The organism is Paraburkholderia sp. CI3 (assembly GCF_050436505.1).
In the GTDB taxonomy this organism is placed as follows: Bacteria; Pseudomonadota; Gammaproteobacteria; order Burkholderiales; family Burkholderiaceae; genus Paraburkholderia; species Paraburkholderia tuberum.
The window spans coordinates 2,477,736-2,502,205 of the sequence record NZ_JBNDMI010000003.1; the positions used below are offsets into that span (position 1 = coordinate 2,477,736).

Below are 24,470 nucleotides of genomic sequence, written 5' to 3' on the forward strand. Positions count from 1 at the left end.
CGCGGGGCGACCTTGGGCATGAAAATAAGCGGTATTCCGTTGTGGGGATGGATGGCCGCCGCCGCGCTTTACGTCGGTGTGGCTGCCGCCGCGGTCGAGTTTGCGTGGGACCGTTCGATCGATGCGCTCGTGGAGATCGGCGCACACCGGCTCGACCTGTATGCTGCCAGCCTCGGGAGCGAGCTCGGACGCTACGAGATGATGCCTTCGATCGTCGCGAAGCAGGAAAGCGTGCGCGCGTTGTTGAGTGCGATGCCCCACCCACCGGCCGGACTTCTACAGACGGTCAATACCTATCTTGACGCCGTGAATCGCGAGGCCGGCAGCGTTGCCGTAGACGTGATCGACCAGCACGGCCTGGTCATCGCCGCGAGCAACTGGAATCGGCCAGAAAGTTTCGTCGGCACCAACGTGTCTTATCGACCGTATTTCCAGGACGCGCTCGCACATGGATCGGGCCGGTTCTTCGGTATCGGCACGAACACCGGCATGCCTGGCCTCTATTTCGCGAGCGCGGTGCGAGAGGATGGCGGGCCGATCGGGGCCACGGCCGTCAAGGTCAGCGTAGACGCGCTTGAATCCGCGTGGAGAGTGCCGGGCGTCGCGGCGATGGTGATCGATAGTAACGGCGTGATTGTCATTTCCACGGTTCCGGCGTGGAAGTTCACGTCGCTTAGACCGATAACGGCACAGCAGCAACGCCAGATCCAGGCATCGCGGCAATATGCCGGCCGTAGCGTAGAAGCGCTGCCGTACCGGCGTCTCGGTGACTGGGACACTTCGGCGTGGTTTGCACGCTTTCCCGACTGGGGTCGCCCAGGCCACGAGCGGCGATATCTGGCAATGTCGCGAACCGCGCCCCAGGCCGGCGATTCGATCATGATTCTGCTCGACGTGTCCAGCGCGCGGCGCCAGCAACAAATCGCGCTTGCGTTCGTCACGGGGGGCTTCCTCATCATCGGACTGTATTGCCTCTATGCGATCCAGCGCCGCCGCGCCATAGCGGAAAAACTCAGGGCACAGGACGCGCTGCGCCGCGCCAATGATCGGCTGGAGATCACGGTTCGCGAGCGCACGGCGGCACTGACGCAGGCCAATGAAAGGATGCGGGAGGAGATTGTCGAGCGCACACGCACCGAGCAGCTACTGCGGGATTCCCAGCAAGAGGTCGTGCATGCGGGCAAGCTCGCGGTGCTCGGACAAATGGCGGCCGGTCTGACGCATGAACTGAACCAGCCGCTCGTTGCCATCAAAACGCTCTGCGACAATGCACGGACGTTTTTCGAACGCAATCAGCCTGCGCCTGCCATCGGAAACCTCGAAAGAATTTCGCGGCTCGTCGACAGCATGGCGATACTCACAAGCGAACTCAAGACCTTCGCCCGCAAGCCTGAATTCGAACGTGTCGCGGTGTCACTGAATGAAGCGGTCGCGCATGCGGTGCTGATCTACGAAGCACGGATTCGCGATGAGCAGGTGCAACTCGATGTCCTGATCCCGGCCGGCACGACGATATGCGCAGAGCCGAGCCAGCTGCAGCAGGTGATCGTCAACCTGCTCGGCAATGCGCTGGATGCCGTCGCGGATCAGGATAAGCGCGTGATCGCGATCGAAGCTTCCAGAACCGAACGGCCGAGCCGTGTGCGGTTCACCGTCAGCGACAGTGGCGCGGGCATCGCGCCGGAGGTTCTGGCGCATCTATTCGAACCATTCGTGACGACGAAGCCGCGAGGCCGCGGCCTGGGTCTCGGGCTCGCGATTACCTCGCGTCTTGTGGACGGCTTTGGGGCGCGAATCTCCGCCGCAAACCGACCCAACGGCGGCGCACAATTCACTATTGAATTCTCCGTGGCGACGGAGCAGGAGGCAGCCAATGGGCGATGAGATTAGCGTTGTTGTGGTCGAAGACGATGAGAACGTGCGTCTCGGCGTCGAGCAGGCGGTTGCTTTGGCTGGCTTTCCAGTGCGGGCGTATGAGTCGGCGGCCGCGGCGCTGGCGGAGGTCGCACCGGGTGCACCGGTGGTGATCGTGTCCGATGTACGGATGCCGGGCATCGACGGTCTGAAATTGCTCGAACGTGTCCTTGCGATCGATCCACAGATCCCTGTTGTACTGATCAGCGGGCACGCGGACATCGCGACAGCGGTGGGGGCGATGCGAACGGGCGCCTATGATTTCATCGAGAAGCCTTTTTCGTCGGACCACATCGCGAGTCGTGTAACACGCGCTGTCGAGAAGCGCCGTTTGACGCTCGAAGTGCAGGGTTTGCGCGCGGCGCTGCACAACTGGCGGGGAATAGAGGCGCTTGTGCTCGGCAAGTCGCCCGCGATCGTCGAGGTTCGACGGAAAATCCTGCGGCTGGCGGATACCTCAGTGTCGGTGCTGATTACCGGCGAGACGGGCACGGGCAAGGAACTGATCGCCCGTGGACTGCACGATTTCAGTGGGCGCCGCGATCATCATTTCGTTGCGCTCAACTGTGGCGGCTTACCGGAGCAGCTATTCGAGAGTGAGCTATTCGGTCATGAGGCCGGTGCGTTCACGGGTGCAATCAAGAACCGCATCGGCAAGATCGAATGGGCCACCGGCGGCACGCTCTTTCTGGACGAGATCGAAACCATGCCGATCGCATTGCAGATCAAGATGCTGCGGGTATTGCAGGAACGCCAGATTGAGCGACTGGGCTCGAACGAGGCGATAGCTGTCGATTGCCGGATCGTGGCGGCATCGAAGGCAGATCTCGTCGAACTTGCGACAGACGGACGTTTCCGCGCTGACCTGCTGTATCGGTTGAACGTCGCGTTGATCGATTTACCCCCTCTGCGCGAACGTCGAGAAGACATACCGCTGCTATTCGAGCATTTCGTACTCGCTGCCGCACTTCGTTTTGGGCTGTCGGCTCCGATTGTGTCTGCATCCCAGGTCTCGGAGCTAATGACGCATCAGTGGCCGGGCAATGTGCGGGAATTACAGAACGTCGCGGATCGCTTTGTCCTTGGGCTCGATGGCGACCGCCTGCTGCCGGCCGGCGGGCAGCGGATTAAAACCGGAACGCTTGCGGAGCAACTTGCCCATTTCGAACACATGCTGATCGCGGATATGCTGCGGCGGCACAACGGGAATATCGCCGAGGCCAGCGCTGAACTGGGAATGCCGAAAAAGACGCTCTATCACAAGGTGCGTCAACTGAAGTTTCCGGGCGCAGACGAGCAAAGCGAAGGACTCGACGCTTGAGGGAGCGCCCCGATCATGCAGCGCTCAATCTCGCGAATCGTGGCTGCTTCCTGGGTGGAACGGACGTGTGAATGTCCGAGTAACGACGCGAACGAATGACGGTTGATGGCCGCACTGAGACCGACGATCTGAGATCGTCTGTCTGACCAAGTCCTACTTTCCACGCAGCAACTGACTACCCGGCAACGGCGATGTCGCAGCCGAATGGACAAACCGGCACAGCCGGTCGCACGATTCGATATAACGATATTTCGGCACACTGCCAGGCACCTCGTCGTAACGCGACGCGACCTGTCCGACAGTGACGGTTTGTTCCGTCGGCGCATCGAGCAGGGACACGCGATTGTTGCGTCTTACTCAGACTTCGCGGCATCGGAAGCGAGTCGAGAGTGAAAACGCAACGAATCCGCGATCTCCTTGTAACACATGGCCCAACGGCCGTTTTGGATATCGAGGCGGGCGAGAACGGTGATACCGTCATTTTGCTGGCGAGAGATATGCGACTAGTCATTCTTGCGGATGCGATACCTGATGATGAGGACTGGCGCCTATTCCCCTCGAATCCCGACGCGAAACATTTCGTGATCGAGGGTGGCTAGGTTGATCCCTGGTCGTTGTCGTGAGGCAAGGGGCAGGCGCAACTGATGTATCAATACATGCGGCTGGATGCGTTCAGCGATAACGTCTGGATGCAATCGTCAATCCTTGTCAAAACGGCTCTATCTTAAATTAAAACTGTTGACCGTGACTCCTTCGGATGGTTAATTCGTCGGGTGTTTTCTGGAAAATCAGAAGAGGTCAAATGGAACAACAGAAACAGGATGAAACCGGAGGCGAGGAAGAATGCCTGCTTTGCCGTATCACTTATTCAGTCTACTCAAACTTTCCGCCAATGCCATCCGCAATGGCGCTGAACGTCGAAACCGGCGAATGGTTTCCGTTCGATAGGCTGAAGTCGTATTCAAACGGTTACGAAATGGCCGAAGCCCTGGGTTACGCATGGGCGTGCGACTGTCGCGGACGCTCACGGAATCGCTTCGATCAGCGGTTCACGCTAACGGATACAGGAGGTAAGGTACTCCCTGATACGTATTACACCGCCCGACTTCCATCGGGCGCACTTGTTCACGGCATTACCGATTTGCAGGGACGCACCAAGCGCTATCAGACAGAGGGCGCGCGATCCATTCGCCTTTTTATTGGTCACAGGGAGGCGTGATGTCGGATGCACTGGGAGCAGCACTAACAGACACCAACCCGAATTCACTTGTAATTCTTCAGTCGGATAGGCTTGGCAAGTCGTGGAAGATTTCCAATGACGGAATTGGCTTTATGGCGGTATGTGAAAGCGGTGTTTTGAATGGCAACTATAGAGGTATGCCCGTTGTCGATGGAATGATTCTAAAGGTTTACGTCGATAGCAAGGGGTATCCGACAGTTGCGTTCGGTCATAAAGTTATATCTTCGGATCACTTGCACGTAGGTGATACGATTTCCGTAGAGCGTGCGCGAGAGCTTACAAGAAAAAATTTTGCCGAATGCGAGTCTGCGATTAATCGCCGTGTGTGTGTTCCATTACACCAATACGAATATGATGCTCTAGTAAGCATGGCTTACAACGCGGGCCCGGGAACGGGTATTGCGCAATTGGTCGATAAGGTTAACACCGGGAATTATGCCGCATTGCCTGCCTATATTCGAGTGTATCGCGCCCGAGGGATTGAGTGGCGGCGCGCCCTTGAAGCACGACTTTTTGGAACAGGAAATTATGATGCTCGACATGGCAGCGGTATCGACATTGAATAAATTTTTGAAGTGCTTCGTGCTAGTCATGGCGCTTTGTAACTTTCGGTCGATATTTGCCGATGAGGTGATCAACGATTCAAATTGCATGCAGTACCTGGGCGGTGGCGGATTTGGAGATCTTGATTGCTATGAGCATCATGCAAAATCCCTTGAAGTCGACAACAGGAAACTGGCAAATTCAATTAAGTCCGCACGTGGCATCAAAGGCGCGAGCAAGGCTGAGCTCGACCGGTACATGCGCGCACAAGATGAATCGGCAAAGGCTTGCGATCTAGCCCCTAAACTGGCTTATGATTGGAATATTGAAGAGCCGCCAAAAACACATGTGGATATGTACGATGTCATGGGGGCTCGTTGCCATTATTCAATTCGCAAGCAGCAAAACGAATTCCTGCTCGACCTCTATTCGATCAAAACGGGTTGAAGGTCATAGCTATGCACACACCAACCGCGTTTGATGCCTAATGGCTTCGTGCTCGCGGGATCGAGTTCATGGGCGACATGGCCTATGCGCAGTCGTGGTGGTGCGGGTCGCTTCGTGACCCGGCTTTGCGGTGCCCCGCCGAAGTGGAGCATGGTCGGAAGGAGCGAAGCCACGCGATCCTCCACGCGACGCGTCGCTACTTCCACGCATACCTCATCCCCACCCAGAACCCCCTCGGCGCACCGGGCCCGACGAACTGCTCGTTGACCGGCGCCGTGCCGTTGAACGTATTGCCCGGTCCGGTAAAGAAGTTCTCCCCGAGCGCGCCGAAGCTCGCATAGCGCTTGTCGAGCAGGTTCGACACCGACGCGAACACCTGCAACTGTTTCGTCACCTGGTAGCTGGTGTCCATATCGATCAACTGATAGCCGGAGATCTTGCCGTTCACGTCCTGGTTGTTCTCGTCGCCCTGCGCGTAGATGCTGCCGCGCCACGTCAGATTCGTGCCGATTCGCCATTTCGCGGTGGCCGCGTAATCGAGCCGCAGCTTGACGGTCGTCGCCGGAATGCTCGGGATGTGGTCGCCGGGATGCACGGTGATGTTGCCGTTCGCGTCGGCGCTCGAGTTACTGGGGCTGCTTTCGACCCATGTCGACTGGTAGGTCGCATTGACGTAGCTATAGCTGCCGGTCACCGTGAACGGACCGTACTTCGTCTGCCCAGCCAGTTCGACACCTTGCCGGCGCGTGCGCCCGACGTTCTGGAAAAACCCCTGCGAACTGCCCGCGCCGTTGCTGCTGATGAACTCGATGTCGTTGTCGAGCGTCGTGCTGTAGGCAGCCGCGCTCCATGTCGTGTTGCCGCCGATCCTGCCGCGCGCGCCGACTTCATAGGTCTTCGAAATGACCGGCTGCAACGACGGATCGGAGATGAAGTCGTTCGGCAGCGAACACGGCGCGTTCGGATCTGCGCAGGCCAGCTCGATCGCGGTCGGCGAGCGCATGCCCTCGTTGTAGGTCGCGTAGGCGGTGAGCGCCGGCGTCGGATTCCAGTTGATGCCGACCGCCGGATTGAAGCGCGAGAACGTATGGTGGCCGTCGAGCTGCGGCTGCGTGCCGGATTCGTCGCCGATCGTCGCATCGGCCCAGTTGTAGCGGCCCGACAGCGTCAGCGACCACTGCGGCGTCAGCGAAAGCGTGTCCGTCAGGTAGATGCCGTAGTTCGTGTTGTGCGTGTTCGCGTTGGTCTGCTGAGCGAAATTCCCGATGCCGACCGTCGCGCGCGAATCGGTAAACGTCGCGTCCTGCGACGACTGCGTGAAGCGCGAGTCGGCGGCATCGACGGCCATACCCGCGATGAACTGGTTCTGCATGCCGCCGAGCTTGCCGAGCAGCGTCAGTTGCAGGCTCGCGCCGTAGCTGTCGGTCGTCACGGTGGACTGTACGTTGGTCGCCTGCAATGTGTCGACAGTGCCGTCCGGATTGATCGTGCCGTAGTCGTTGTTGACGTTGCTGCTGGTGTTGGCATTGCGAAAGTGCCGGTAGTACGCGTTGCCGCTCAGCTCGACGGTGTCGTTGAAGTAATGATCGCCCGACAGCGTCAGGTAGCCGGCGCTGTTCTGATTCTGATCGGGATACGTGTACGGTTGCCTGGGGTTACCGAGGAACGAGCGCGGAATGGTTTGCGCGCCGTGCAGATCGTTGTCCGCGCCGCCGGCCGATAACGACAGCGTCGTGTCGGCGTCGGTATAGCGCAGCTTGCCGAACGCCTGGCGGATGCGGCTCTCGTTCTGCTCGGCCCAGCCGTTGTCGTTCGCGGCGTTGGCGGTGAAGTAGTAGTCGAGGTTCTGGCCGATCGTGCCGCCCTGTTCGATCTGCGCGGCCTTGCGTCCCCACGAGCCGCCCTGAATTTCGGCCTCGCCGACCGGGTTGTCCTTACCGTTTTTCGTCGTGATCGACAGCGCGCCGCCGAGCGTATTGAAGCCGAAAGTCGGATTGGAGCCGGGGATCAGCTGCATGGTGTCGATCGCCTGTTGCGGCAGCAGGTCCCAGTTCACGACGTCGCCGAACGGTTCGTTCACGCGCACGCCGTCGACGAATACCGACAAACCTTGCGGCGTGCCCAGAAGCGGCGACGCGGTGAAGCCGCGATAGAACAGGTTCATCTGATACGGGTTGCCCTGCGCGTCGGAGATCGTGACGCTAGGCAGATTCGCCGCGAGATAGTCGCTGAGTGTCTGGCGGCCCTGCCGTTGGATATCGGCCGCGTGGACCGTCTGCACGTTGGCCGGCACCAGCGTGAGCGGTGTGCCGATGCCGAGCAGCGGCGTGGTGCCTACGACGACGATCGGCGCGAGGGTCGTGGTGGGTGTGGTGTTGCTGTTGGCGTTGCCGTCGGCTGTGCCGGACGAGGCAGCGGAAGACGCAGCGGAAGACGCCGCGGCCGGCGCCGACGCCGCGACCAGCGGCTCCGCCTGCGCCCATACGCTCGTGGACAGACCGGCGAGCGCGCCGCCGACGCAGAGGGTGATGCCGGCACGCCGCTGAAGCCGGCGTTTGCGGCGTGCTTGTGATCGCATGCTCATCGTTATTGTCTCCTGCCGGCTTGATTGGTACGCGTGTCGCGCGTTGCTTGACGTTGGTGTAAAGCTTCGCATACGCGTCTGTAAGCCGCGCGGGAGCTTTTCCCGATCTGCCGGGGAAGCGTTCCCAAACTCGTGCAAAACCCGCTGCGTGTGCCGGCGCTGAGTAGAATGCAAGCGTCATGTCAAGCGAACCGATCCATTCCTCTTCCGCTGACCGAGCGCCGCCATCGTCGCCGATATGGCGCGACCTCGGCTGGGTCGTCGCCGTGACCGTGCTCGCGGCGGTGCTCGGCGCCACCTTCGATCTCAGCGAGAAGGTCTACCGGTTCACGCGTGGCATGGAGCGCTTCCAGCTCGACGAGTTGCCGGGCGCGCTGTTCGTGCTGTCGATCGCGCTCGCGTGGTTCGCGTGGCGCCGCTATCGCGATGCGCGCCGCGAACTGCGCCATCGCCGCATGCTCGAGGAACAGGCCGAACGGCTGCTCGCCGACAACCGGTGCCTTGCCAGTCAGGCGCTGCAGGCGCAGGAACTGGAGCGCCGCCATCTGGCGCGCGAGCTGCACGACGAGCTGGGTCAATACCTGAACGCGATCTCGCTCGACGCGGCGCGCATCCGCGATCTATCGGGCGAGCGCGAGCCGGAAATTCATCGCATCGCGCTTGGGCTGATGCAGAGCGCGACGCATGTGTACCGCGAGATCGGCGGCATGATCCGCCGCCTGCGGCCGATCGGTCTCGACGAATTCGGCTTGCCGACCGCGCTCGAACATTGCGTCGACGGCTGGCGCGAGCGCTTGCCCGAGGCGTCGTTCTCGATGACGATCGAAGGGGATTTCAGTGGCCTCAGCGACGCGTTGACGATCACGCTGTACCGGCTCGTGCAGGAAGGACTGACGAACGTGTCGAAGTTCGCCCGCCGCTCGCGCGTCGAACTGTTCATGGTGCGCGCGCCGCGCGAACACAACGGCACGCAGATCGACGAGATCGTCGTCACGATGGCCGACGACGGCCCCGGCACCGATCTGTCCAGGCCGCGCAGCGGGCTCGGGCTGATCGGCATGCGCGAACGCGTCGAGGCGCTCGGCGGCGAATTTCACATCGCGAGCGAGCCGCAGCGCGGTTTTCTGTTCTGCGCGCGCGTGCCCGCTCAGGCGGGGCTGGCCGAGCCCGTGAACTGAAGCCCGAGGCGGCTTGCCATCTGCGCAAGCTGTACGCCGTTGTCGGCGCCGAACTTCTGCCGGATTACCGATTGGTGGTTGGCCACCGTTTTCTGACTCAAGCCCAGTTTTTCGGCGATGCTCGGCAGCGTATAGCCCTGCACGAGCAGCCGCAGCACCTCGAACTCGCGCGCCGACAACTGACGCCCCGGCGGCCCTTCGTTGAACGCGGTGCGCAGCGCGAGCGCCTGCGAGATGTCCGGGCTCAGGTAGCGGGCACGCCGCGCAATCGAGCGCACCGCTTCGACCAGCACGTCGGGCGCGCTCGCCTTGGTCACGTAGCCGAGCGCGCCCGCGTCGAGCGCGCGCCGCACGAAGATCGATTCCTCGTGCACGCTAAAGATCAGCACGCGCGCGTCCGGTTCGCGCGCGAGCATGCGCCGCATCGCTTCGATGCCGCTTGCGCCCGGCAGCGCCACATCCATCACGACCACGTCGGGCCGCAGCGCGCAAAAACGCTGGTAGGCCTGCGCGGCGTCGCCCGCTTCGCCGCACACCTCGACGTCGGCATTCAGTTCGAGCAGACGCCGGTAGCCTTCGCGCACGACCGCATGGTCGTCGACGAGCAGAACGGAGATGGTGTCGGCACTCATGATTGGACTCCGGGTGACGCCCGGTTATCGCCGCCGGCGTCGGGCTCGCGGGCAGCGGCCGCGAACTTGCGTGAGTTGGCGTCGTTGCGGAACAGGATCGGCTGTTCGCGGGCCGCTGCTGTCGCCCCGGTTTCGGATGCAGATCCCGATGCTGCACGCCGCACGATCTTGACCACGGTGTCGTGAAACGGCGACTTGTCGCATACCGGGTCGGCGTTGGCCGCGTCGCCGGTCAGCAGGTAGGCCTGGCAGCGGCAGCCGCCGAGGTCGCGGTCCTTTTCATCGCAGCTGCGGCACGGCTCCTTCATCCATTGCAAACCCCGAAAGCGGTTGAACGCGTCGCTGTCGTACCAGATCTCGCGCAACGGCATCTCCTTCACGTTCGGCAGCGTCAGGCCGGGCAGGCCGCGCGCCGCGTGACACGGCAGCGCGGCGCCGTCGGGCGCGACGCCGAGGAACACCGCGCCCCAGCCGTTCATGCAGCGCTTCGGACGCCGCTCGAAGTAGTCGGGCACGACGAAGAAGATCTTGCAGCGCTCGCCATGCGTGCGGCGATAGCGCGCGACCACCGCTTCGGCTTCTTCGAGCTGCTGTTGCGTCGGCATCAGTTGCGCCTGGTTCTCGCGCGCCCAGCCGTAGAACTGCGTGTTCGCCAGCTCCAGATATTCGGCGCCGAGAGCCAATGCCATCTCGATGATCTTGTCGACATGCGGCAGGTTGTAGCGATGCAGCACGCAGTTCATCACCATCGGAAAGCCGTGCCGTTTGAGCGCGGCGGCGACGCGCTGCTTCAGCTCGAAGGTGCGCGTGCTGCTCAGGAAGTCGTTCAACTGCTGCGTCGAATCCTGGAAGGACAACTGGATGTGATCGAGCCCGGCGGCCTTCAGATCGCCGAGGCGCTGATCGGTGAGACCGACGCCCGACGTGATCAAGTTCGTGTAGAAGCCGAGCCTATGCGCTTCTTCGACGAGTACTTCGACGTCGTCGCGCACCAGCGGCTCGCCGCCCGAAAAGCCGAGCTGCACCGCGCCGAGCGCGCGCGCCTCGCGCAGCACGTCGAGCCATTGCCCGGTGGTCAGTTCGCGGTTGTGATCGGTGTAGTCGAGCGGGTTGTAGCAGAACGCGCAATGCAGCGGACAGCGATAGGTCAGCTCCGCGAGCAGCCACAGCGGCGGCGGCACGACGGCGGCCGCGTCGCTTTGCACTTGCGCGCCGGGTTGAGAGCCAGGTTGAGAAAGATCGGTCATCGCGCTACTCCAGCCAGCCGCGCCTATGCGCGTCGGCGATGAAGGCCCGCACCTCGCTGCCGATGCCGGTCGTGTTGAACGCCTGTTCGAGGTCGGCGATCAGCGTATCGATGTCGCGTGTGCCGTCGCAGCGCTTGAGGATTTCTCCCGCGCTTTGATTGAGCTTCACCATGCCCTCGGGGTACAGCAGCACGTGCGCGTTCTGCGCGGGCTCCCATTGCAGGCGAAATGGCTTCGCGATCGCGAGCGGCGTGGCGGGGGCGGCGCGTGTCGAGTCGTTCATTGCGCAAACGCCTTCTCGATCGCGTCGAGCATGGTCCACAGAATGTCGAGCTTGAACTGCAGGATGTCGAGCGCCCGTTCCTGCTGATCGCGTCGCGTGAAATGGGCAAGCGTGACCTCGAGTCCGTGCTGCACATCGCGCTGCGCGAGCGAAATGCGTGAGCGGAAGTACGCGAGGCCCTCGGGTTCGATCCACGGATAGTGCTCGGGCCAGCTCGCGAGCCGGTCGCGATGCACCTGCGGCGCGAACATCTCGGTCAGCGACGAGCACACCGCTTCCTGCCACGGCGCGCGGCGCGCGAAATTCACATACGCGTCGACGGCGAAGCGCACGCCCGGCGTCACGTGTTCGAGCGACCACAGTTCGTCGCGTGTGAGGCCGACCGCATCCGCGAGACGCGCCCAGGTTTCGATGCCGCCTTCCGCGCCATCGTAGCCGTCGTGATCGAGAATGCGCAGCACCCAGCGGCGGCGCGTCTCGCGGTCGGGACAGTTCGACAGCACGGCCGCATCCTTCAGCGGAATGTTGATCTGATAGTAGAAGCGGTTCGCGACCCAGCCGCGAATCTGCTCGCGCGAGCAGCCGCCGCTATTCATCTTCACGTTGAACGGATGGTGGATGTGATAGGCGGCGCCCTTCGCGCGCAACTGCGCCTCGAATTCTTCACGGCTCCAGGCGGGTCGGTCGATGCCTTGAGTTCCCGTTGTACTCACCTCGCGTGTTGGTGTCGTGTCCTGAATGTCTTTCGCGTTCATGCCGTCTCCGTTTTATCGTCGTTCACAGCCGCGCCTCGTTACTGCATCGCTCCGTACTCTTCACTGCGCGCCTCAAAGCTCGAAGCTCATTCCGTCGTATGCGACCTCGATGCCATGCTCGCCTAGCATGCGCCGCTCGGGGCCGTCTTCGATCAGGATCGGATTCGTGTTGTTGATATGGATCAGCACTTTGCGTTTCGCGCCGAGCGAATCGAGCGTTTCGATCATGCCGCCCGCGCCGCTCTGCGGCAGATGGCCCATATCCGCCGAGGTCTTCTTCGACAGGCCGAGGCGGATCATTTCGTCGCCGGTCCACAGCGTGCCGTCGACGAGTAGCAGATCGGCCTCGCGCATCGCCGCCAGCACGTGCGGCTCGATCGCGCCGAGCCCCGGCGCGTAGAACACGCGCCGGCCCGATTGCAGGTTCGTCAGCACGAGTCCGATGTTGTCGCCGCGCTCCGGCGCATCGCGATGCGGCGAGTACGGCGGCGCCTTGCTCGACAGCGGCAGCGCGTCGATGCGGATGCCGGGCAGCGCGTCGACGGCGAGCGGCGCGCCGTCGAGCGCGATACGGCGGTGCTCGACTCCGCAGTAGTGCGACAGGATCGGCGCGACCGGAAAGCCGGAGCGGAGGTCTTGCCAGACCGCATCGGTTGCGTATAGCGGCAGCGGGGTGTCGCGTTCGCGCAGCATCAAGAGGCCGGTCACGTGGTCGATCTGCGCGTCGATCACGAGCACCGCGGCGATGCCGCTGTCGCGCGCGCGCCGCGCTGGTTGAAGTTCGGGATGCGCGGCGATCTGCGCGAGCAGATCGGGCGATGCATTGACGAGCAGCCAGTCCTCGCCGTTCGCGCTGACCGCGATCGACGACTGCGTGCGGCGCGTCGCCTTCACCGTGCCGCGACGCACTCCGTCGCAATTGCGGCAATTGCAGTTCCACTGCGGAAAGCCGCCGCCCGCCGACGAGCCGAGTACCTTGATCTTCATGCCGCGCGACGCATGCTGCTGCGCCCCTCTTCGACGGTGGGAGTGAACATCGCGGTGAGCGCCTGCGCGACGCATGCATGCAGCGCGGGGTCGCTCGCCAGATGACCCGCCGCGCTGACAGACTCGACGCGCGCCGACGGAACCGCGCGCGACAGACGTCGCAGATTGCCGCGCGGACACACCGGATCGCGCGCACCATGCACGGCCGCAATCGATACCCCGGCCGCCGCCGCGCGGCGCGCGAGCGACAGCAAACGCGTCTCGCCGAGCCAGCAGCGATGCGCGAGGTAGTGCGCCTGAATCCGGTATTTGCCGATCAGCTTGCGCGCGTGGCGTTGGGGGTCGCGTGGGTTTCGCAGGTTCGCACGTCGTTGTGCGGCGCCTCGCGGCGATGCGCTCGCGAGCACCGCGTTTTCATAGCCGCGCCAGGCCAGCGCGAGCGCGCGTTGCCGCGCTTCATTCGCGCCGTATTGCAAGGTGTCGCCGCAACGCGCGGCCAGTGTCGCGGGGTGCTCGCAGCGAGCAGCGGCACGCAGTCTCGACCACGCACGCGGCGCACGCTTGCGTGACGCGATGAACAAACCGCGCACTTCGCGCGCGGACGTCAGGAACAGGCCGCGCAGCACGACGCCCGTCACCGATCCCGGACACCGCCCCGCATACGCGAGCGCGAGCGCCGCGCCCCACGATCCGCCGAGCACGCCCCAGCGCGCGAAGCCGAGCCGCGCGCGAATCGCTTCGAGATCGGCGATCAGATAGTCGGTGCGGTTGTGGCGCACGCTGCCGTGCGGCGTCGACGCACCGGTGCCGCGCTGGTCGATCAGCACGACGCGAAACCGCTGCAGATCGAACAGCCGCAGCACGCCGGGCTGACTGCCGCTGCCCGGGCCGCCGTGCAGCACTGCGACCGGCACGCCGTCGCGCGCGCCGGCGAGCGCGTACCACACGCGGTGGCCGTCGCGCGTGCGCAGCGTATGGACTTCGAGCGCGGCGGCTGCCTGCGTGTGGCGCGATAAGCTTCGCATCGTCATGGCAGCATCCTCGCGAGCAGGTTGTCGCGATCGATCCACTGATGCTTGAACGCGCCCGCCACGTGCAGCACGATCAGCACGATCAGCGCGAAGCCGATGGTGTGGTGAAGGCCGAAGAACAGTGCGCGCAGATGCGCGTCGTCCCAGCCCCACTTCGGCAGCAGGATGCCCCAGAAGCGCGTGCCGTAGGTGTTGAACGACGAGCCGAGATACCCGGCAAGCGGCATCGCCACCATGCCGACATATAAAAGACCCTGCGTAGTGCGCGCGGCGGCGCGTTGCCACGGTGGCATCGGCGGCAGCGGAGGCCGGTGAAGGACCAGCCGCGCGACGATGCGCAAAAGCACCAGCAGGAAAACCGTCAGTCCGAGCGACTTGTGCAGATTGATCAGCGTCGCCTTGACAGGCAAGCCCTTCGGCAAGCCGACCATATAAAGCCCGAGTGCGAGCAGCCCGACGATGCCGAGCGCGATCAGCCAGTGCAGCGCGATCAGCAGCCCGGCATAGCGCGGGCCGCCGGCGCTGGCATTTGCGTTGACGTCGATATCAGGCTTCGCGTTTGCAGAATCCGCTGTCGTCATGCCCTGTCTCCATGCAACATCGTTGCGGGACGTTTCTTTTTTGCCGAACACCGTTTCAGTCCTGGCTGACATAGCGCCGCGTCAGCCGACGATCAGTATTTCACCGCGGCCGTCGACCGCGAGGTCGCCCGTGAAGCGGACCGGCAGACGGTCCGCGCGCCACTGCGAAAACGGCGCGATTTCGGCCGCGAGACTGCGTATGAGCAATGACCAGAATACGTCGAAACCGTGTCCGCCGCCGGTGAAAGTAGGGGGCGGCAGTGGCTCTGGCCGTTGCGCGAGCAGCAGCGTGCCACGCCTCATTGCATAGGCATAATGCGCGCCCAGTTGCCCCGCCACGCCGACGGTCCCCGCCACCAGCCGCGACGCCGCGAAGTCGCCCGCGTTGCCGCCGACCAGCACGAGGCCGCGGCGCATCCGGTCGGCGAGCCGCGCGCCCGCGTTGCCGTGGATCGTCAGCGTGCCGCCGCTCATGCCTTCCATATCGCCCGTCAGTGCGCCGGCGACGAAGTCGCCGCTGTCGCCGCGCACCGTCACGCGTCCGCCGCGCATTTCGCAGCCGGTGAAGTGCCCCGCGTCGCCGTCGATTTCAAGCAAGCCGCCGCTCATTCTGAAGCCGCTGTAGTCGCCGACCGAGCCGCGCGCGACGAGCCGTCCGCCGTCCATCTGCGCGCCGAGCCGGTCGAGCCACCGCGCGGCGCCGTCGATCAGCAGCGTGGCCATGTCGTCGCCGGACGCAGGCGCGTCGTCGCGCGAAACCTCGAAGACGTCGCCGACCACGCAGCGCTCGTTGCCGGCCGGCAGCACGATGCGCTCGATCTCGGCCACGCTCATGCTGGCCAGCGCCGAGGGTGACAGCGCTGCGGCATCGACGCGAAAGCCGGGTGGTGTTTTCACGCGCAACGTGGTCGTGCTCATGCGTGACTCCCGTTGAGCCCCGCCGCCAGTTCGTGCAGATGAAAGTGGTACGGCCCGAGCTTGCCGCCGTAGTTGCCCGCCGAAATGCGCAGCATGCCGGCCGCGCGGCCGAGTCCGGCGGCCGCGCCGATCCCGGCCGTCATCGCCGCGCCGACGTCGGCGTCGGTCAGACCGTCGATGACGATCTCCAGCACGCAGCCAACGTCCGCGCTCAACTCGCTGCGCCGCGCAAGGCCGATCAGGCTCGGGCAGAACGCGTCGTTGGTCGACGCGGTCGCGCCCGCGTACTTCGAGCCGATCTTCGAGCCCGAGCGCACGATGCCGCCGGGAAACGGCATGATCACGTTCGGCAGCCGGCGCATCGCGGCGACCGCGGCTTCGGCCGCCGCGAGCGCGGCGCCGAGGTCGCGCGCGAGCAGCAGCAGGTTGCCGCCGCCGACGGCCTTGACCGTCGCCGCCATGTCTTCGCAGACGAACTCGCCATCCATCACCGGCACGCGCCAGTAACGCGTGGGTCCGTTCCCCGCGTCGATCATCTTCGCGATCTGCCAGCCGTCGCCGAAAAAGCGCAGCCCGCTGCCGAGCGGCGCCGGGTCCGACAGCGGCGCGCGGCTCGTGGCCGGATCGATGCCGCCGTAGACGGCCGTGCTCGGGCAGGTGAGCACGCACTGGCCGACGCGCCGGCCGATCTGCTTCGCGAGCTCCTTCGACGACACCGCGAACAACAGCACCGCGACGCCGGGCCGGCCGTCGGGCGTGGCAGCGGGCGCGAGCGCACGCTCGATGCCCGCCTCGCAGCCGCAACCGATCACCGAGGTCGCGAAGCCCGCCAGCGAGTCCGCCGCGTGCATCGCCCACGTCGGCGTGTGCGCGGTGATCACGAGCCGGGTCGCCTTCATCGGAAAGGCTTCGGCGAAGGTCGCGTCGATCGCGGTGCCGTTGATGTCGAGCGGGGCGGAAGTGTTCATCGTGGACGCGTCAGGTTAGACATTCGACGGGCAATAGCCGTCCGCCGCGGCAGCAGCGGCAGGCTTCGTCGTCGCTGATCGCGGCGTGCGCGAAGTTGCTCGCGAGGTTCGCGTCGCTATACGCGCGCAGCGTTGTCTCGATGCCGCGATCGAATTCCGGCGCGACGAAATGGATACCGCCCGTCGGCGTCGCGACCAGCGTGCCGTCGCGCGCAACCAGTTCGCCGTCCTTGAACACATAGGCCGGTGACGTGAACATGCGCTCGCGGTCCGGCTCGTCGCGATAGACGGCGATGTCCGCCGCCGCGCCCGCGCCGAGATGGCCGCGATCGCGCAGACCGAGCAGCCGCGCGGGACCGGCGCGCGTGATGATCGCGATCTCGTACAGCGAGAATTCGCGCTTGAGCTCCGGCAGCGCACTGGCGACCTGCGCCTCGGGATGCAGCTTCGCCAGTTGCTCATCGCGAAACGGCTTGTCCATCAGCAGGCGGATCAGATGCGGATAACTCGTGAACGGTCCGCCGTTCGGATGATCGGTGGTCATCGCGACACGCCACGGGTCGTCGACGAGCAGGAAGATTTCGAGGCCGATGATCCATTGCAGCGCGTTCACGTAGCTCTGTTCGCGATAACGGAACGGCAGCACGCCGCAACCCGCGTCGCACTCGATATCGCCCACCACCCACTTGTGCGGCCGCGCGAGCGGCGCGTTGCGGAACTGCATCATCGTGTCACCGGAGGCCGTGACGGTCTGTCCGAAGATGATCTGGCCGACGTCGATCGACACGTTCGGCCGCGCGTTCACGGCCCCGGCAATCTGCCGCGCGCCCGACGAAAACTTGCGCGAACCCTCGGTGCCGTAGCTGTGAAACTGGATATGCGTCAGATGGATCGGCAGGCCGTCGGCGGCGTCCATCGTCGCGATGGTCGAGGCGAGGTTGCCGGGCACGCCGAGGTTGCTCGTGTGCACGTGCAGCGGATGCGGCACGCGCAGCTCGGTCAGCGCGCGCGTCAGCGTGCGCAGCACGTCGCGCGGCGTGATGCCGTAGTGCGCGTGCGGCTCGTCGACGTCTAGCGAGCGCTGGTTGAACTTGAACGCCGAGATGCCGCCGGGGTTGACCACCTTGACGCCGAGCGCCTTGCTCGCGGCGATCGTCCAGCCGACGTAATCGCGCAGACGTTCGAAGTCGTCGCGTGCGGCGAGCATCCGCAGGAACAGCTCGTCGTTGCCGAGCATCACGTACGCGCCGTGATCGATGATCGGCGTGTCGCCCATTTCGAGGTGCGTGTGGCGCGCGTTGGACGGCATCATCGCCGGCTCGAACGCGGCCGTGTAGCCCATTTCGGCGTAGCGGTAGCCGGTCGCGAGCGTGCCCGGCGTGCAGACGCCGCACGACGGCAGGCGCAGGTAGCGGCCGTTGTCGTCGCGCGCGGCTTCGTAGGCGGCCTCGCGCGGAGCATCGGCGCGATGGTCCTCGGGCAGCAGCAGGCGCGACAGATTGGTCTTGCCGCCGCCGATATGCGAATGCAGGTCGATGCCGCCCGCCATCACGATCATGCCGGTCGCGTCGTATTCACGATCGACGGGCGTGGTGGCGGGCACGTCGACGATGCGGCCGTCGCGGAACGTCAGGTCGCGGCGCTCGCCGTTGACGTTGTGGAGCGGGTCGAACAACGTGCCGCCCTTGAGCCGGACGAGAGTCATGGCTGATCCTCGCGCGTACTCGAGCGTTCGCTCAGTTGCCCGCCCAATCGCCCGCTCAACTTCGCGGCAATCGACGCCACCGACTCCAGCGCGGCACCACGCGCGGCGGTGAGCGGCATCACGACCGTGCCGTCGATGCGAAACAGATGCCCGCCGCTATCGACGCCCGGTGTCGCGACCGGCACGAACACGGTGTTCGCGCCGCGTGCCCTGGCGGCATCGGCGAGCGCCGGATGACCGAGCACGATCAGGGCAAGCGCGGGATCGAGCGACGCCGGCCACGCGTGCGGCGCGAAGCCCGCGATCCACAGCAGCGCATCGACTTCGCGGTCGGCCAGCAGCCGAGCCGTCCGATAGCGGTACGGATCGTGATCGAGCGGCGCGATGCCCGCGGCGTGCGCCGGCATCGACACGCGCGTGCGCAGCGGCAAGCCGGACAGCCACGTGATGGTCTGATTGACCGTCAACGCGCCGTCGTCGCCGCCGAGCGCGAGACATGCCGAGCGCGTCGTGCGATTCACGGCCTTCACGATCCGGTTCAGCGCTTCGATCAGCAGCGCCGCGTGCGGCGCGGGCAGTGCGGCCGGTTCGTAGACGACCACCGTATAGCGCGCGCCGGCGATGCGTGCGTGCAACGAGGCGAGCGCGGTTGCCACGTTGGCTGCGCTGCCATCGCCGTGGCTCAGCACCGCGGCGTCGCGTCCTTCCGCGAGCGCTGACCACAGCGCGAGCGTGTCGTACGGATCGGTGTCCGGCAGCAGCGTGTCGATGCGCGTTTGCGCGAAGCCGGCCGCGGCCGGGTCCGCTTCGCAGCCGACGAAGACCAGCTCGCGCGCGAGTTCGGTGCCCGCCAGCGCGCGCGTGAAAAAGCGCGGATAGCGCCGCGACGGCTGACAGCCGAAGAACACCAGCAGGTCGGCGCGCGCGCGCACTTCGGAGAGCGTCGTAAAGAACGAGCCACGGTCTTGCAAAGCGAGCGTCGCGGGCGTCAGCGCATCGCCGTGCAGATGATCGAGGATCGCGCCGCAGGCGGCGGCAAGCGGATACAGCGCGCGGATGCCGGCGACGTCGGTGGCGAGGCCGCCGAATAGCGGGCGGCGCGCGTTCGCGAGCAACTGCGCGGCGCTCGCCAGCGCGGCATCCTTGTCCACCTCGTCGCCATCGACGGTGCAAGCGCATTGCGCGTCCGTCGCGCCGTACTGCGCGAGCGCGTGAGCGAGCCGCGAACATTCGGTGTCCGGCACATCGAGCGTGCCGTCGTCGTGAGCAGCGGCGGCCAGGTCGTCGCACAGCAAAGGGCAGAACGGACAGATCCAGTCGCGTGTGAGCGCCGCGGCGCGCGTTGCGCTCGGGCTGGGGGTCGATGGATCGATGGAGGGGCTATGCATGGGGCAGGTTTAGCAAGCTCCATGCCGATCTTTCGACACGCATCGGCGGGCGAGCGCCGCGTTGAAGCGGGGCCGCGCCTACGGTCGTACTGCTTTGCATTCAGCGGATGAACAAACGCGGGGTCCTTGCGGTAAGCGTGCCTGATCCTGCGTCGGCGCGCGCGTCAAACGCCCGCTGCGCCATACAAAATGTGTGCCGTTCTGGAGCAGAGTGTCAAGCAGAGTGTCACACGCGAACAGTCCGGCTTGTGTTGCGTTTACCGACAGCGCTGTCAGAACGCGTGGCATGGAAATTGTATGGAAGGCCTACGCGGAATCGGAATGCGCGCAGTCGATCTGTCGATCGTGCAGCGCGGAGGCCACCAGCCAGGCGCTTGCGCCGGTGCCGGCCGCGGCAGCCAGATCGTCGCGATTGCGGATGCCGCCCGCGCCGATCAGCGTGGTGTGCGCGGCGGCCTGCGCGCGCACGCGCTCGAACGTCGCGAGATCGGGGCCGGCGTAGCTGCCGACCTGGTCGAGCGTCATCGCGATCACGCGCGGCGGCCACCACGCCGACGAGCGGTCGAGCGCGGCCGCGGCGAGCAGTTCGCCCGCCCGCTGATCGAGCGACAGGATCGGCGCAAGGCCGGCGCCCTGAGCCGCGTGCAGTGCGTGGATATCGCGCAGCGTCTCCGAGCCGAACACAGGCACGAGAGTCGCGAGGTGGGAACCGGCAGCACGGCTGTCGTGTTGATCGATGGCGTCGTCGATGCGCTCGAACAGCGCGCGCATCGACGCGTAGTCCGCGAAACCCGCGTCGAGCCACAGTTCGATGCCGGGCAGCGCGGCCCGCAATGCGGCGAGCGTCGAAGCATGCGCGCCGCGCTGCAGGATGGCGCCGAGATCGGCGATATAGAGCGTGCGCGCGCCGCTGGCTTCGAGCAGCGCGCGGGCGGTGGCAAGTGGGTCGCTCGTCGCGACGAGGCGGGACTGGATGGGCCGATAGGCGCTCCGCTCGCCGCGCACCGCGCGTACGACCTGGCCGTCGAGCAGATCGAGAACAGGTATCACCTGCATAGGGGCGCTTTCCTTTGACCAGAATCTTTGTCTACGAGTATCTCACCGGCGGCGGCATCGACCCCCAGCTCGCCGGCGCGGGCAGTCTCGCCGATTTGAGCGCGCTGATCGTCGAAGGACGCGTGATGCGCGACGCGCTGGTCGCCGCTCTGCGTGAACTCGACGGCGTGCAGGTCACGTTCGCGACCTCGCGCTTCGAAACGCCAGGGGCGGGCGAGGCCCATTGTATGGCCGCGCCCGGCGAATCGATGACGGCGTTCGTCGCGCGCGCGGCGCGTGAGCACGATTACGCGTGGGTCGTCGCGCCGGAATGCGACGGGCTGCTGCTGCGCTTTCACGATGCAGTCGGCACTGCGCGCTGGCTCGGCTGCGCGAAGGAAGCGATCCGCGTCGCGTCGAGCAAGAGCGCGACGGCGGCGTGTCTTGCCGCGCACGGCATTGCGACGACGCCGGCGGTAGAACCCGGCGACTCAGCCGCGCAGCACGACGGCCGCTGGGTGGTCAAACCGGACGACGGCGCGGGCGGCCTCGACACGATCGTGTACGAGCGCTTCGCCGATGCCTGCGCCGAGTACGAGGCGCGCGCGGCGGCGGCGCGCAATCCGGTGCTGCAGGCGTGGGTCGATGGCGAGCCGTTGAGCCTGTCGCTGATCTGCCGCGGCGACGCTACCAAGCTCCTCAGCATCAACCGTCAGCAGATCGGGCTGAGCGGCGGCGACGCGTCGGGTGATGTTGCGCGGATCGTCGAGTTCGACGGCGTGCTGGTCGATCAGATCGACCAGCACAGCGACATGGGCCGCGCGCTCGACACGCTCGCGCATCGCGTCGCGCGGGCCATCCCGGGTTTGCGCGGCTTCGTCGGCATCGATGTCGTGTGGCATCCGCAACTCGGGCCGGTCGTGATCGAAGTGAATCCGCGTTTGACGGTCGCTTATGCGGGGCTGTCGGCGGCGCGCGGCAGCGGCCTGACGCGCGCGCTGCTGGCCGCGCATGGCGTGCGCATCGAGCGCTGCGGCGCGGCGCGCGCCAATTCGCCGACGTACGAGGTGCGCCCTTGAGCCCCGTCCGTTCGAACCCGGCGGCGCGGTTCGGCTGGGACGTCGGCGGCGCGCACGTGAAGGTGTCGCTCGTCGACGGCAGCGACGCCGTGCTGGACGTCGTGCAATGGCCGTGTCCGCTTTGGCAGGGGCTCGACCATCTGCACCGCACGATCGACCTCGTCTTCGAGCGCTGGCCGCAGGCCCGCACGGACGCCGCGCAGCATGCGGTGACGATGACCGGCGAGATGGTCGACCTGTTCGCGGATCGCGCCGAAGGCGTGCGCGCGATCGTGGCCGCGCTCGCGCAGCGGCTCGGTCCATCACTGCGTTTCTACGCCGGCGCCGCCGGCTGGCTCGCCGCCGCCGACTGCGCGGCCGGCTGGCGTCACGTCGCGTCGGCGAACTGGCTCGCGACCGCGAGCTGGGTCGCTACCTGCATGGCGAACGCGCTGCTGATCGACATCGGCAGCACCACCACCGACATCATTCCGATCGTCGACGGCCGCGTCGTCGCGCGTGCCGCGACCGATGCGGGCCGGCTCGCGACCGGCGAACTCGTGTATCACGGCGTCGTGCGCACGCCGTTGTGCGGCGTCGCGCAGCGGATCGAATTCGGCGGCGCCATGCTGAACGTGATGAACGAATGGTTTGCGACGACCGCCGACGTCTACCGGCTGACCGGCGAACTGGACCCGCTGCACGACGTGCAGCCGAGCGCCGACCAGGGGCCGAAGACGCAGGCGGCGAGCCGCGCGCGGCTCGCGCGCATGGTCGGGCACGACGCGCACGACGCGTCGGACGTCGAATGGCTGCACTTTGCGCGGCGCTGGCGCGCGCTGCAGGTGCGCGAAATCGGCGCGAACCTGATGCGGGTGGTCGCCGCGCAGCCGGCGCTCGCGGCCGCGCCGCTGGTGGGCGCCGGCTGCGGCCGCTTCCTCGTCGCCGCATTGGCGCGCGACGAGGCGCGCGGCTATATCGATTTCGGCGCGCTGGCGGGCGTGCCCGATGCTTGCGCGGCATGGGCGGCGACCTGCGCGCCGAGCGTGGCGGTCGCGCTGCTCGCGGCGCGCGAGCCGGGCGCGCAACGGCGCGGCGCGCGTGGTATCGCGGCGCGCGCGGCATGAGTTGAGAGGCGCGGCGCGCAATCCGGGGACGCGGCGCGCGGGCGCACGAGTAGCGCAAAGAGGGGCAGGGGACACGATATGGCGAGCGGGACAAGTTCGGTGATGAACGAGGTTGCGACACGACGCGACCCGGCCGGGCACTCAACTGGACACGAGGGCAACAGTCATGTGGGTGGTCAAGATCGGAGGCAGCCTGAGTCACGACCCGGCACTGCGCCACTGGCTCAGTGAGCTATGCGAAGTCGGCGGCGGACGGGTCGTGATCGTGCCCGGCGGCGGCGATTTCGCGGACAAGGTCCGCCAGTACCAGGGCGAGTGGAACTTCGACGATCTGGCCGCGCACAACATGTGTCTGCTCGCGATGACGCAATATGCGCTGCTGATGCAGGGCGTTTCGCCCGAACTGGTGATCGCGTCGAGCGAGGCGAAGATTCGCCGCACCCTGCGTGACGGTCATGTCGCCGTGTGGGCGCCGACCGCGCTGATGCGCGACACGCCCGACGCGATGAGCAACTGGGACACGACCTCGGACAGCCTCGCCGCCTGGCTATCGACGATGCTCAACGCGGAGCGGTTGGTCGTCGTCAAATCCTGTCCGATCGCCGTCGACGATCCGCTCGAAACGCTGGCCGCGGCGGGGGTGGTCGACCGCAGGTTCGTCGACTACGTGAACGATGCGAACTATGTGGTCGAATTGCTCGACAAGAGCAACGTCGCGCTGATGCGCGACCGTTTGCTGAATATTCCGGTGATGTGATCGGCTGCTACAGCCGCGTCGCGTTCGTCGAGCCCGGCAACGGCGCGCCGCCATCGACGCGAATCTCTCCAGCCGGCCGATGCAACGCGCTCGCCCATTGCGCAACGCGCTCGGGGTCGAGCCGCGAGCGGCGCCCGTCGGCGCACAGCGCGGTGCGAAAACCGGCCACGTCGGGCGCCAGCGCGCGGATCTGCGGCAGTTGCGCCCAGCCGAGCGCACCGGCGATGCCCGCCATCGCGCCGCGCTGACGCGCGAGCCGCAACCAGCGCGCGAGCGAGTCGACATCGACGCGATCGAACAGCGTGCCGCCGTCCTTGCTCGCGGTATCGAACATCAGGCCGGCGAAGCCGAGCGCCGCGGTGTGGCTGACCAGTTCGTCGTCCATGCCGCCGTCGCATAGCAGCACCGGCACGACGCTAGCCGGCAGATTCGCGAGCTGCTCGATGCAGCGGCGCGCGGCTGGTCCGCGCGCGACGCCGACCTTCACATAGTCGACGCCGGCATCGCTGACGTCGATCACGCGCGCGGCGATCTCGTCGAACGCATCGGCCGGCACGTCGCCGATCGCCGCGCTGATCGGCTTGACCGGGTAGCGCGCGCGAAGTTGTTGCGCGATGTTCGTGATGGCGCCGATCGACAGGCCGCCGAGCGCGCCGTCGTCCGGCTCTTTCAGGTCGATCAGCTCGGCGCCGGCGCGGGCGGCGTCGAATGCTTCGTCAGCCGAGCGGACGCTCGCGAGCAATGCGGTCATCGGGGTTCTCCGCGGAGGAA

General features: G+C 65.7%; 25 protein-coding genes. 10 read left to right on the forward strand and 15 right to left on the reverse strand.

Translation table 11 applies throughout. From position 1 onward, the window contains the following. The first annotated feature begins 18 nt into the window (after window positions 1-18). Window positions 19-1,884 (forward strand): sensor histidine kinase, encoded by a 1,866-nt coding sequence (locus OKW29_RS20025; RefSeq protein WP_429292245.1) that lies wholly within the window; start codon window positions 19-21, stop codon window positions 1,882-1,884. Beyond that, window positions 1,874-3,235: a sigma-54-dependent transcriptional regulator gene (locus OKW29_RS20030; RefSeq protein WP_429292246.1), complete on the forward strand. Its 1,362-nt coding sequence runs from the start codon at window positions 1,874-1,876 to the stop codon at window positions 3,233-3,235. The genes OKW29_RS20025 and OKW29_RS20030 overlap by 11 nt, the downstream gene beginning before the upstream one ends. 153 nt (window positions 3,236-3,388) lie before the next feature. Here the strand turns inward: OKW29_RS20030 and OKW29_RS20035 are convergent, their stop codons facing one another. Next, window positions 3,389-3,574, reverse strand: coding sequence for a hypothetical protein (locus OKW29_RS20035; protein WP_429292247.1), 186 nt, complete (start codon window positions 3,572-3,574; stop codon window positions 3,389-3,391). 50 nt (window positions 3,575-3,624) lie between these two features. On the opposite strand from OKW29_RS20035, the gene OKW29_RS20040 reads away from it, so the two are divergent. The 4 genes from OKW29_RS20040 (at window position 3,625) to OKW29_RS20055 (ending at window position 5,465) form a co-directional block, all read left to right on the forward strand. Continuing rightward, window positions 3,625-3,834: a hypothetical protein gene (locus OKW29_RS20040; RefSeq protein ID WP_429292248.1), complete on the forward strand. Its 210-nt coding sequence runs from the start codon at window positions 3,625-3,627 to the stop codon at window positions 3,832-3,834. Between the two features lie 203 nt (window positions 3,835-4,037). Further along, window positions 4,038-4,454: a hypothetical protein gene (locus OKW29_RS20045; protein ID WP_429292249.1), complete on the forward strand. Its 417-nt coding sequence runs from the start codon at window positions 4,038-4,040 to the stop codon at window positions 4,452-4,454. Further along, window positions 4,454-5,041 (forward strand): lysozyme, encoded by a 588-nt coding sequence (locus OKW29_RS20050; protein ID WP_429292250.1) that lies wholly within the window; start codon window positions 4,454-4,456, stop codon window positions 5,039-5,041. Before OKW29_RS20045 ends, OKW29_RS20050 begins: the two co-directional genes overlap by 1 nt. Beyond that, a complete protein-coding gene (locus OKW29_RS20055; RefSeq protein WP_429292251.1) occupies window positions 5,004-5,465 on the forward strand; it encodes a hypothetical protein in 462 nt (153 codons plus the stop codon). The genes OKW29_RS20050 and OKW29_RS20055 overlap by 38 nt, the downstream gene beginning before the upstream one ends. A gap of 196 nt (window positions 5,466-5,661) precedes the next feature. On the opposite strand, the gene OKW29_RS20060 is transcribed toward OKW29_RS20055, so the two are convergent. Continuing rightward, on the reverse strand, window positions 5,662-8,049 hold the full coding sequence (locus tag OKW29_RS20060; protein WP_429292252.1) for a TonB-dependent receptor: 2,388 nt from the start codon (window positions 8,047-8,049) through the stop codon (window positions 5,662-5,664). A 179-nt stretch (window positions 8,050-8,228) separates the two neighbouring features. Here OKW29_RS20060 and OKW29_RS20065 point away from each other — a divergent pair, with 179 nt between their 5' ends. After that, window positions 8,229-9,227 carry a histidine kinase gene (locus OKW29_RS20065; protein WP_429292253.1) on the forward strand — a complete coding sequence of 333 codons (999 nt, stop codon included), beginning with the start codon at window positions 8,229-8,231 and terminating at the stop codon, window positions 9,225-9,227. On the opposite strand, the gene OKW29_RS20070 is transcribed toward OKW29_RS20065, so the two are convergent. The 12 genes from OKW29_RS20070 to OKW29_RS20125 all read right to left on the reverse strand — a co-directional run bounded on the left by OKW29_RS20070 (window position 9,197) and on the right by OKW29_RS20125 (window position 20,778). After that, window positions 9,197-9,859 (reverse strand): response regulator, encoded by a 663-nt coding sequence (locus OKW29_RS20070; RefSeq protein WP_184064647.1) that lies wholly within the window; start codon window positions 9,857-9,859, stop codon window positions 9,197-9,199. The genes OKW29_RS20065 and OKW29_RS20070 overlap by 31 nt on opposite strands. Further along, window positions 9,856-11,106 (reverse strand): pyrroloquinoline quinone biosynthesis protein PqqE, encoded by a 1,251-nt coding sequence (pqqE, locus tag OKW29_RS20075; RefSeq protein ID WP_429292254.1) that lies wholly within the window; start codon window positions 11,104-11,106, stop codon window positions 9,856-9,858. The genes OKW29_RS20070 and pqqE overlap by 4 nt, the downstream gene beginning before the upstream one ends. Before the next feature lie 4 nt (window positions 11,107-11,110). Next, a complete protein-coding gene (pqqD, locus tag OKW29_RS20080; protein ID WP_429292255.1) occupies window positions 11,111-11,389 on the reverse strand; it encodes a pyrroloquinoline quinone biosynthesis peptide chaperone PqqD in 279 nt (92 codons plus the stop codon). Continuing rightward, window positions 11,386-12,144, reverse strand: a complete 759-nt coding sequence (gene pqqC, locus OKW29_RS20085; protein ID WP_429292256.1) for a pyrroloquinoline-quinone synthase PqqC — start codon at window positions 12,142-12,144, stop codon at window positions 11,386-11,388. The genes pqqD and pqqC overlap by 4 nt, the downstream gene beginning before the upstream one ends. 72 nt (window positions 12,145-12,216) lie before the next feature. Further along, on the reverse strand, window positions 12,217-13,131 hold the full coding sequence (gene pqqB, locus OKW29_RS20090; protein WP_184039055.1) for a pyrroloquinoline quinone biosynthesis protein PqqB: 915 nt from the start codon (window positions 13,129-13,131) through the stop codon (window positions 12,217-12,219). After that, window positions 13,128-14,162: an alpha/beta fold hydrolase gene (locus OKW29_RS20095; RefSeq protein ID WP_429292257.1), complete on the reverse strand. Its 1,035-nt coding sequence runs from the start codon at window positions 14,160-14,162 to the stop codon at window positions 13,128-13,130. The genes pqqB and OKW29_RS20095 overlap by 4 nt, the downstream gene beginning before the upstream one ends. Beyond that, the gene (locus OKW29_RS20100) at window positions 14,159-14,743 is read right to left on the reverse strand and encodes a cytochrome b (protein ID WP_429292258.1); all 585 of its coding nucleotides are present in this window, start codon (window positions 14,741-14,743) and stop codon (window positions 14,159-14,161) included. The genes OKW29_RS20095 and OKW29_RS20100 overlap by 4 nt, the downstream gene beginning before the upstream one ends. 81 nt (window positions 14,744-14,824) lie before the next feature. Continuing rightward, window positions 14,825-15,661 carry a formylmethanofuran dehydrogenase subunit C gene (locus OKW29_RS20105; protein ID WP_429292259.1) on the reverse strand — a complete coding sequence of 279 codons (837 nt, stop codon included), beginning with the start codon at window positions 15,659-15,661 and terminating at the stop codon, window positions 14,825-14,827. Next, window positions 15,658-16,629: a formylmethanofuran--tetrahydromethanopterin N-formyltransferase gene (fhcD, locus tag OKW29_RS20110; protein ID WP_429292260.1), complete on the reverse strand. Its 972-nt coding sequence runs from the start codon at window positions 16,627-16,629 to the stop codon at window positions 15,658-15,660. Before fhcD ends, OKW29_RS20105 begins: the two co-directional genes overlap by 4 nt. 10 nt (window positions 16,630-16,639) lie before the next feature. Beyond that, the gene (locus OKW29_RS20115; RefSeq protein ID WP_429292261.1) at window positions 16,640-18,334 is read right to left on the reverse strand and encodes a formylmethanofuran dehydrogenase subunit A; all 1,695 of its coding nucleotides are present in this window, start codon (window positions 18,332-18,334) and stop codon (window positions 16,640-16,642) included. Further along, window positions 18,331-19,722 carry a formylmethanofuran dehydrogenase gene (locus OKW29_RS20120; RefSeq protein ID WP_429292262.1) on the reverse strand — a complete coding sequence of 464 codons (1,392 nt, stop codon included), beginning with the start codon at window positions 19,720-19,722 and terminating at the stop codon, window positions 18,331-18,333. The genes OKW29_RS20115 and OKW29_RS20120 overlap by 4 nt, the downstream gene beginning before the upstream one ends. A 306-nt stretch (window positions 19,723-20,028) precedes the next feature. Beyond that, a complete protein-coding gene (locus OKW29_RS20125) occupies window positions 20,029-20,778 on the reverse strand; it encodes a HisA/HisF-related TIM barrel protein (protein ID WP_429292263.1) in 750 nt (249 codons plus the stop codon). Between the two features lie 14 nt (window positions 20,779-20,792). On the opposite strand from OKW29_RS20125, the gene OKW29_RS20130 reads away from it, so the two are divergent. The 3 genes from OKW29_RS20130 to OKW29_RS20140 all read left to right on the forward strand — a co-directional run bounded on the left by OKW29_RS20130 (window position 20,793) and on the right by OKW29_RS20140 (window position 23,699). After that, window positions 20,793-21,836: an ATP-grasp domain-containing protein gene (locus OKW29_RS20130; protein WP_429292264.1), complete on the forward strand. Its 1,044-nt coding sequence runs from the start codon at window positions 20,793-20,795 to the stop codon at window positions 21,834-21,836. Next, on the forward strand, window positions 21,833-22,942 hold the full coding sequence (locus OKW29_RS20135) for a hydantoinase/oxoprolinase family protein (RefSeq protein ID WP_429292265.1): 1,110 nt from the start codon (window positions 21,833-21,835) through the stop codon (window positions 22,940-22,942). The genes OKW29_RS20130 and OKW29_RS20135 overlap by 4 nt, the downstream gene beginning before the upstream one ends. A gap of 166 nt (window positions 22,943-23,108) precedes the next feature. Further along, window positions 23,109-23,699 (forward strand): aspartate kinase, encoded by a 591-nt coding sequence (locus OKW29_RS20140; protein ID WP_184064681.1) that lies wholly within the window; start codon window positions 23,109-23,111, stop codon window positions 23,697-23,699. 7 nt (window positions 23,700-23,706) lie between these two features. Here the strand turns inward: OKW29_RS20140 and OKW29_RS20145 are convergent, their stop codons facing one another. Beyond that, window positions 23,707-24,450 carry a (5-formylfuran-3-yl)methyl phosphate synthase gene (locus tag OKW29_RS20145; protein WP_429292266.1) on the reverse strand — a complete coding sequence of 248 codons (744 nt, stop codon included), beginning with the start codon at window positions 24,448-24,450 and terminating at the stop codon, window positions 23,707-23,709. Window positions 24,451-24,470: the final 20 nt, after the last annotated feature.

Bases quoted from the DNA above. Each gene is read 5' to 3' on its own strand.
- OKW29_RS20105 (WP_429292259.1), bottom strand. From the start codon at position 15,661: ATGAGCACGACCACGTTGCGCGTGAAAACACCACCCGGCTTTCGCGTC.
- pqqB (WP_184039055.1), bottom strand. From the start codon at position 13,131: ATGAAGATCAAGGTACTCGGCTCGTCGGCGGGCGGCGGCTTTCCGCAG.
- OKW29_RS20145 (WP_429292266.1), bottom strand. From the start codon at position 24,450: ATGACCGCATTGCTCGCGAGCGTCCGCTCGGCTGACGAAGCATTCGAC.
- pqqC (WP_429292256.1), bottom strand. From the start codon at position 12,144: ATGAACGCGAAAGACATTCAGGACACGACACCAACACGCGAGGTGAGT.
- OKW29_RS20055 (WP_429292251.1), top strand. From the start codon at position 5,004: ATGATGCTCGACATGGCAGCGGTATCGACATTGAATAAATTTTTGAAG.
- OKW29_RS20120 (WP_429292262.1), bottom strand. From the start codon at position 19,722: ATGCATAGCCCCTCCATCGATCCATCGACCCCCAGCCCGAGCGCAACG.
- OKW29_RS20025 (WP_429292245.1), top strand. From the start codon at position 19: ATGAAAATAAGCGGTATTCCGTTGTGGGGATGGATGGCCGCCGCCGCG.
- OKW29_RS20125 (WP_429292263.1), bottom strand. From the start codon at position 20,778: ATGCAGGTGATACCTGTTCTCGATCTGCTCGACGGCCAGGTCGTACGC.
- OKW29_RS20060 (WP_429292252.1), bottom strand. From the start codon at position 8,049: ATGAGCATGCGATCACAAGCACGCCGCAAACGCCGGCTTCAGCGGCGT.
- OKW29_RS20030 (WP_429292246.1), top strand. From the start codon at position 1,874: ATGGGCGATGAGATTAGCGTTGTTGTGGTCGAAGACGATGAGAACGTG.
- OKW29_RS20115 (WP_429292261.1), bottom strand. From the start codon at position 18,334: ATGACTCTCGTCCGGCTCAAGGGCGGCACGTTGTTCGACCCGCTCCAC.
- pqqE (WP_429292254.1), bottom strand. From the start codon at position 11,106: ATGACCGATCTTTCTCAACCTGGCTCTCAACCCGGCGCGCAAGTGCAA.
- OKW29_RS20050 (WP_429292250.1), top strand. From the start codon at position 4,454: ATGTCGGATGCACTGGGAGCAGCACTAACAGACACCAACCCGAATTCA.
- pqqD (WP_429292255.1), bottom strand. From the start codon at position 11,389: ATGAACGACTCGACACGCGCCGCCCCCGCCACGCCGCTCGCGATCGCG.
- OKW29_RS20070 (WP_184064647.1), bottom strand. From the start codon at position 9,859: ATGAGTGCCGACACCATCTCCGTTCTGCTCGTCGACGACCATGCGGTC.
- OKW29_RS20100 (WP_429292258.1), bottom strand. From the start codon at position 14,743: ATGACGACAGCGGATTCTGCAAACGCGAAGCCTGATATCGACGTCAAC.
- OKW29_RS20140 (WP_184064681.1), top strand. From the start codon at position 23,109: ATGTGGGTGGTCAAGATCGGAGGCAGCCTGAGTCACGACCCGGCACTG.
- fhcD (WP_429292260.1), bottom strand. From the start codon at position 16,629: ATGAACACTTCCGCCCCGCTCGACATCAACGGCACCGCGATCGACGCG.
- OKW29_RS20065 (WP_429292253.1), top strand. From the start codon at position 8,229: ATGTCAAGCGAACCGATCCATTCCTCTTCCGCTGACCGAGCGCCGCCA.
- OKW29_RS20045 (WP_429292249.1), top strand. From the start codon at position 4,038: ATGGAACAACAGAAACAGGATGAAACCGGAGGCGAGGAAGAATGCCTG.
- OKW29_RS20095 (WP_429292257.1), bottom strand. From the start codon at position 14,162: ATGACGATGCGAAGCTTATCGCGCCACACGCAGGCAGCCGCCGCGCTC.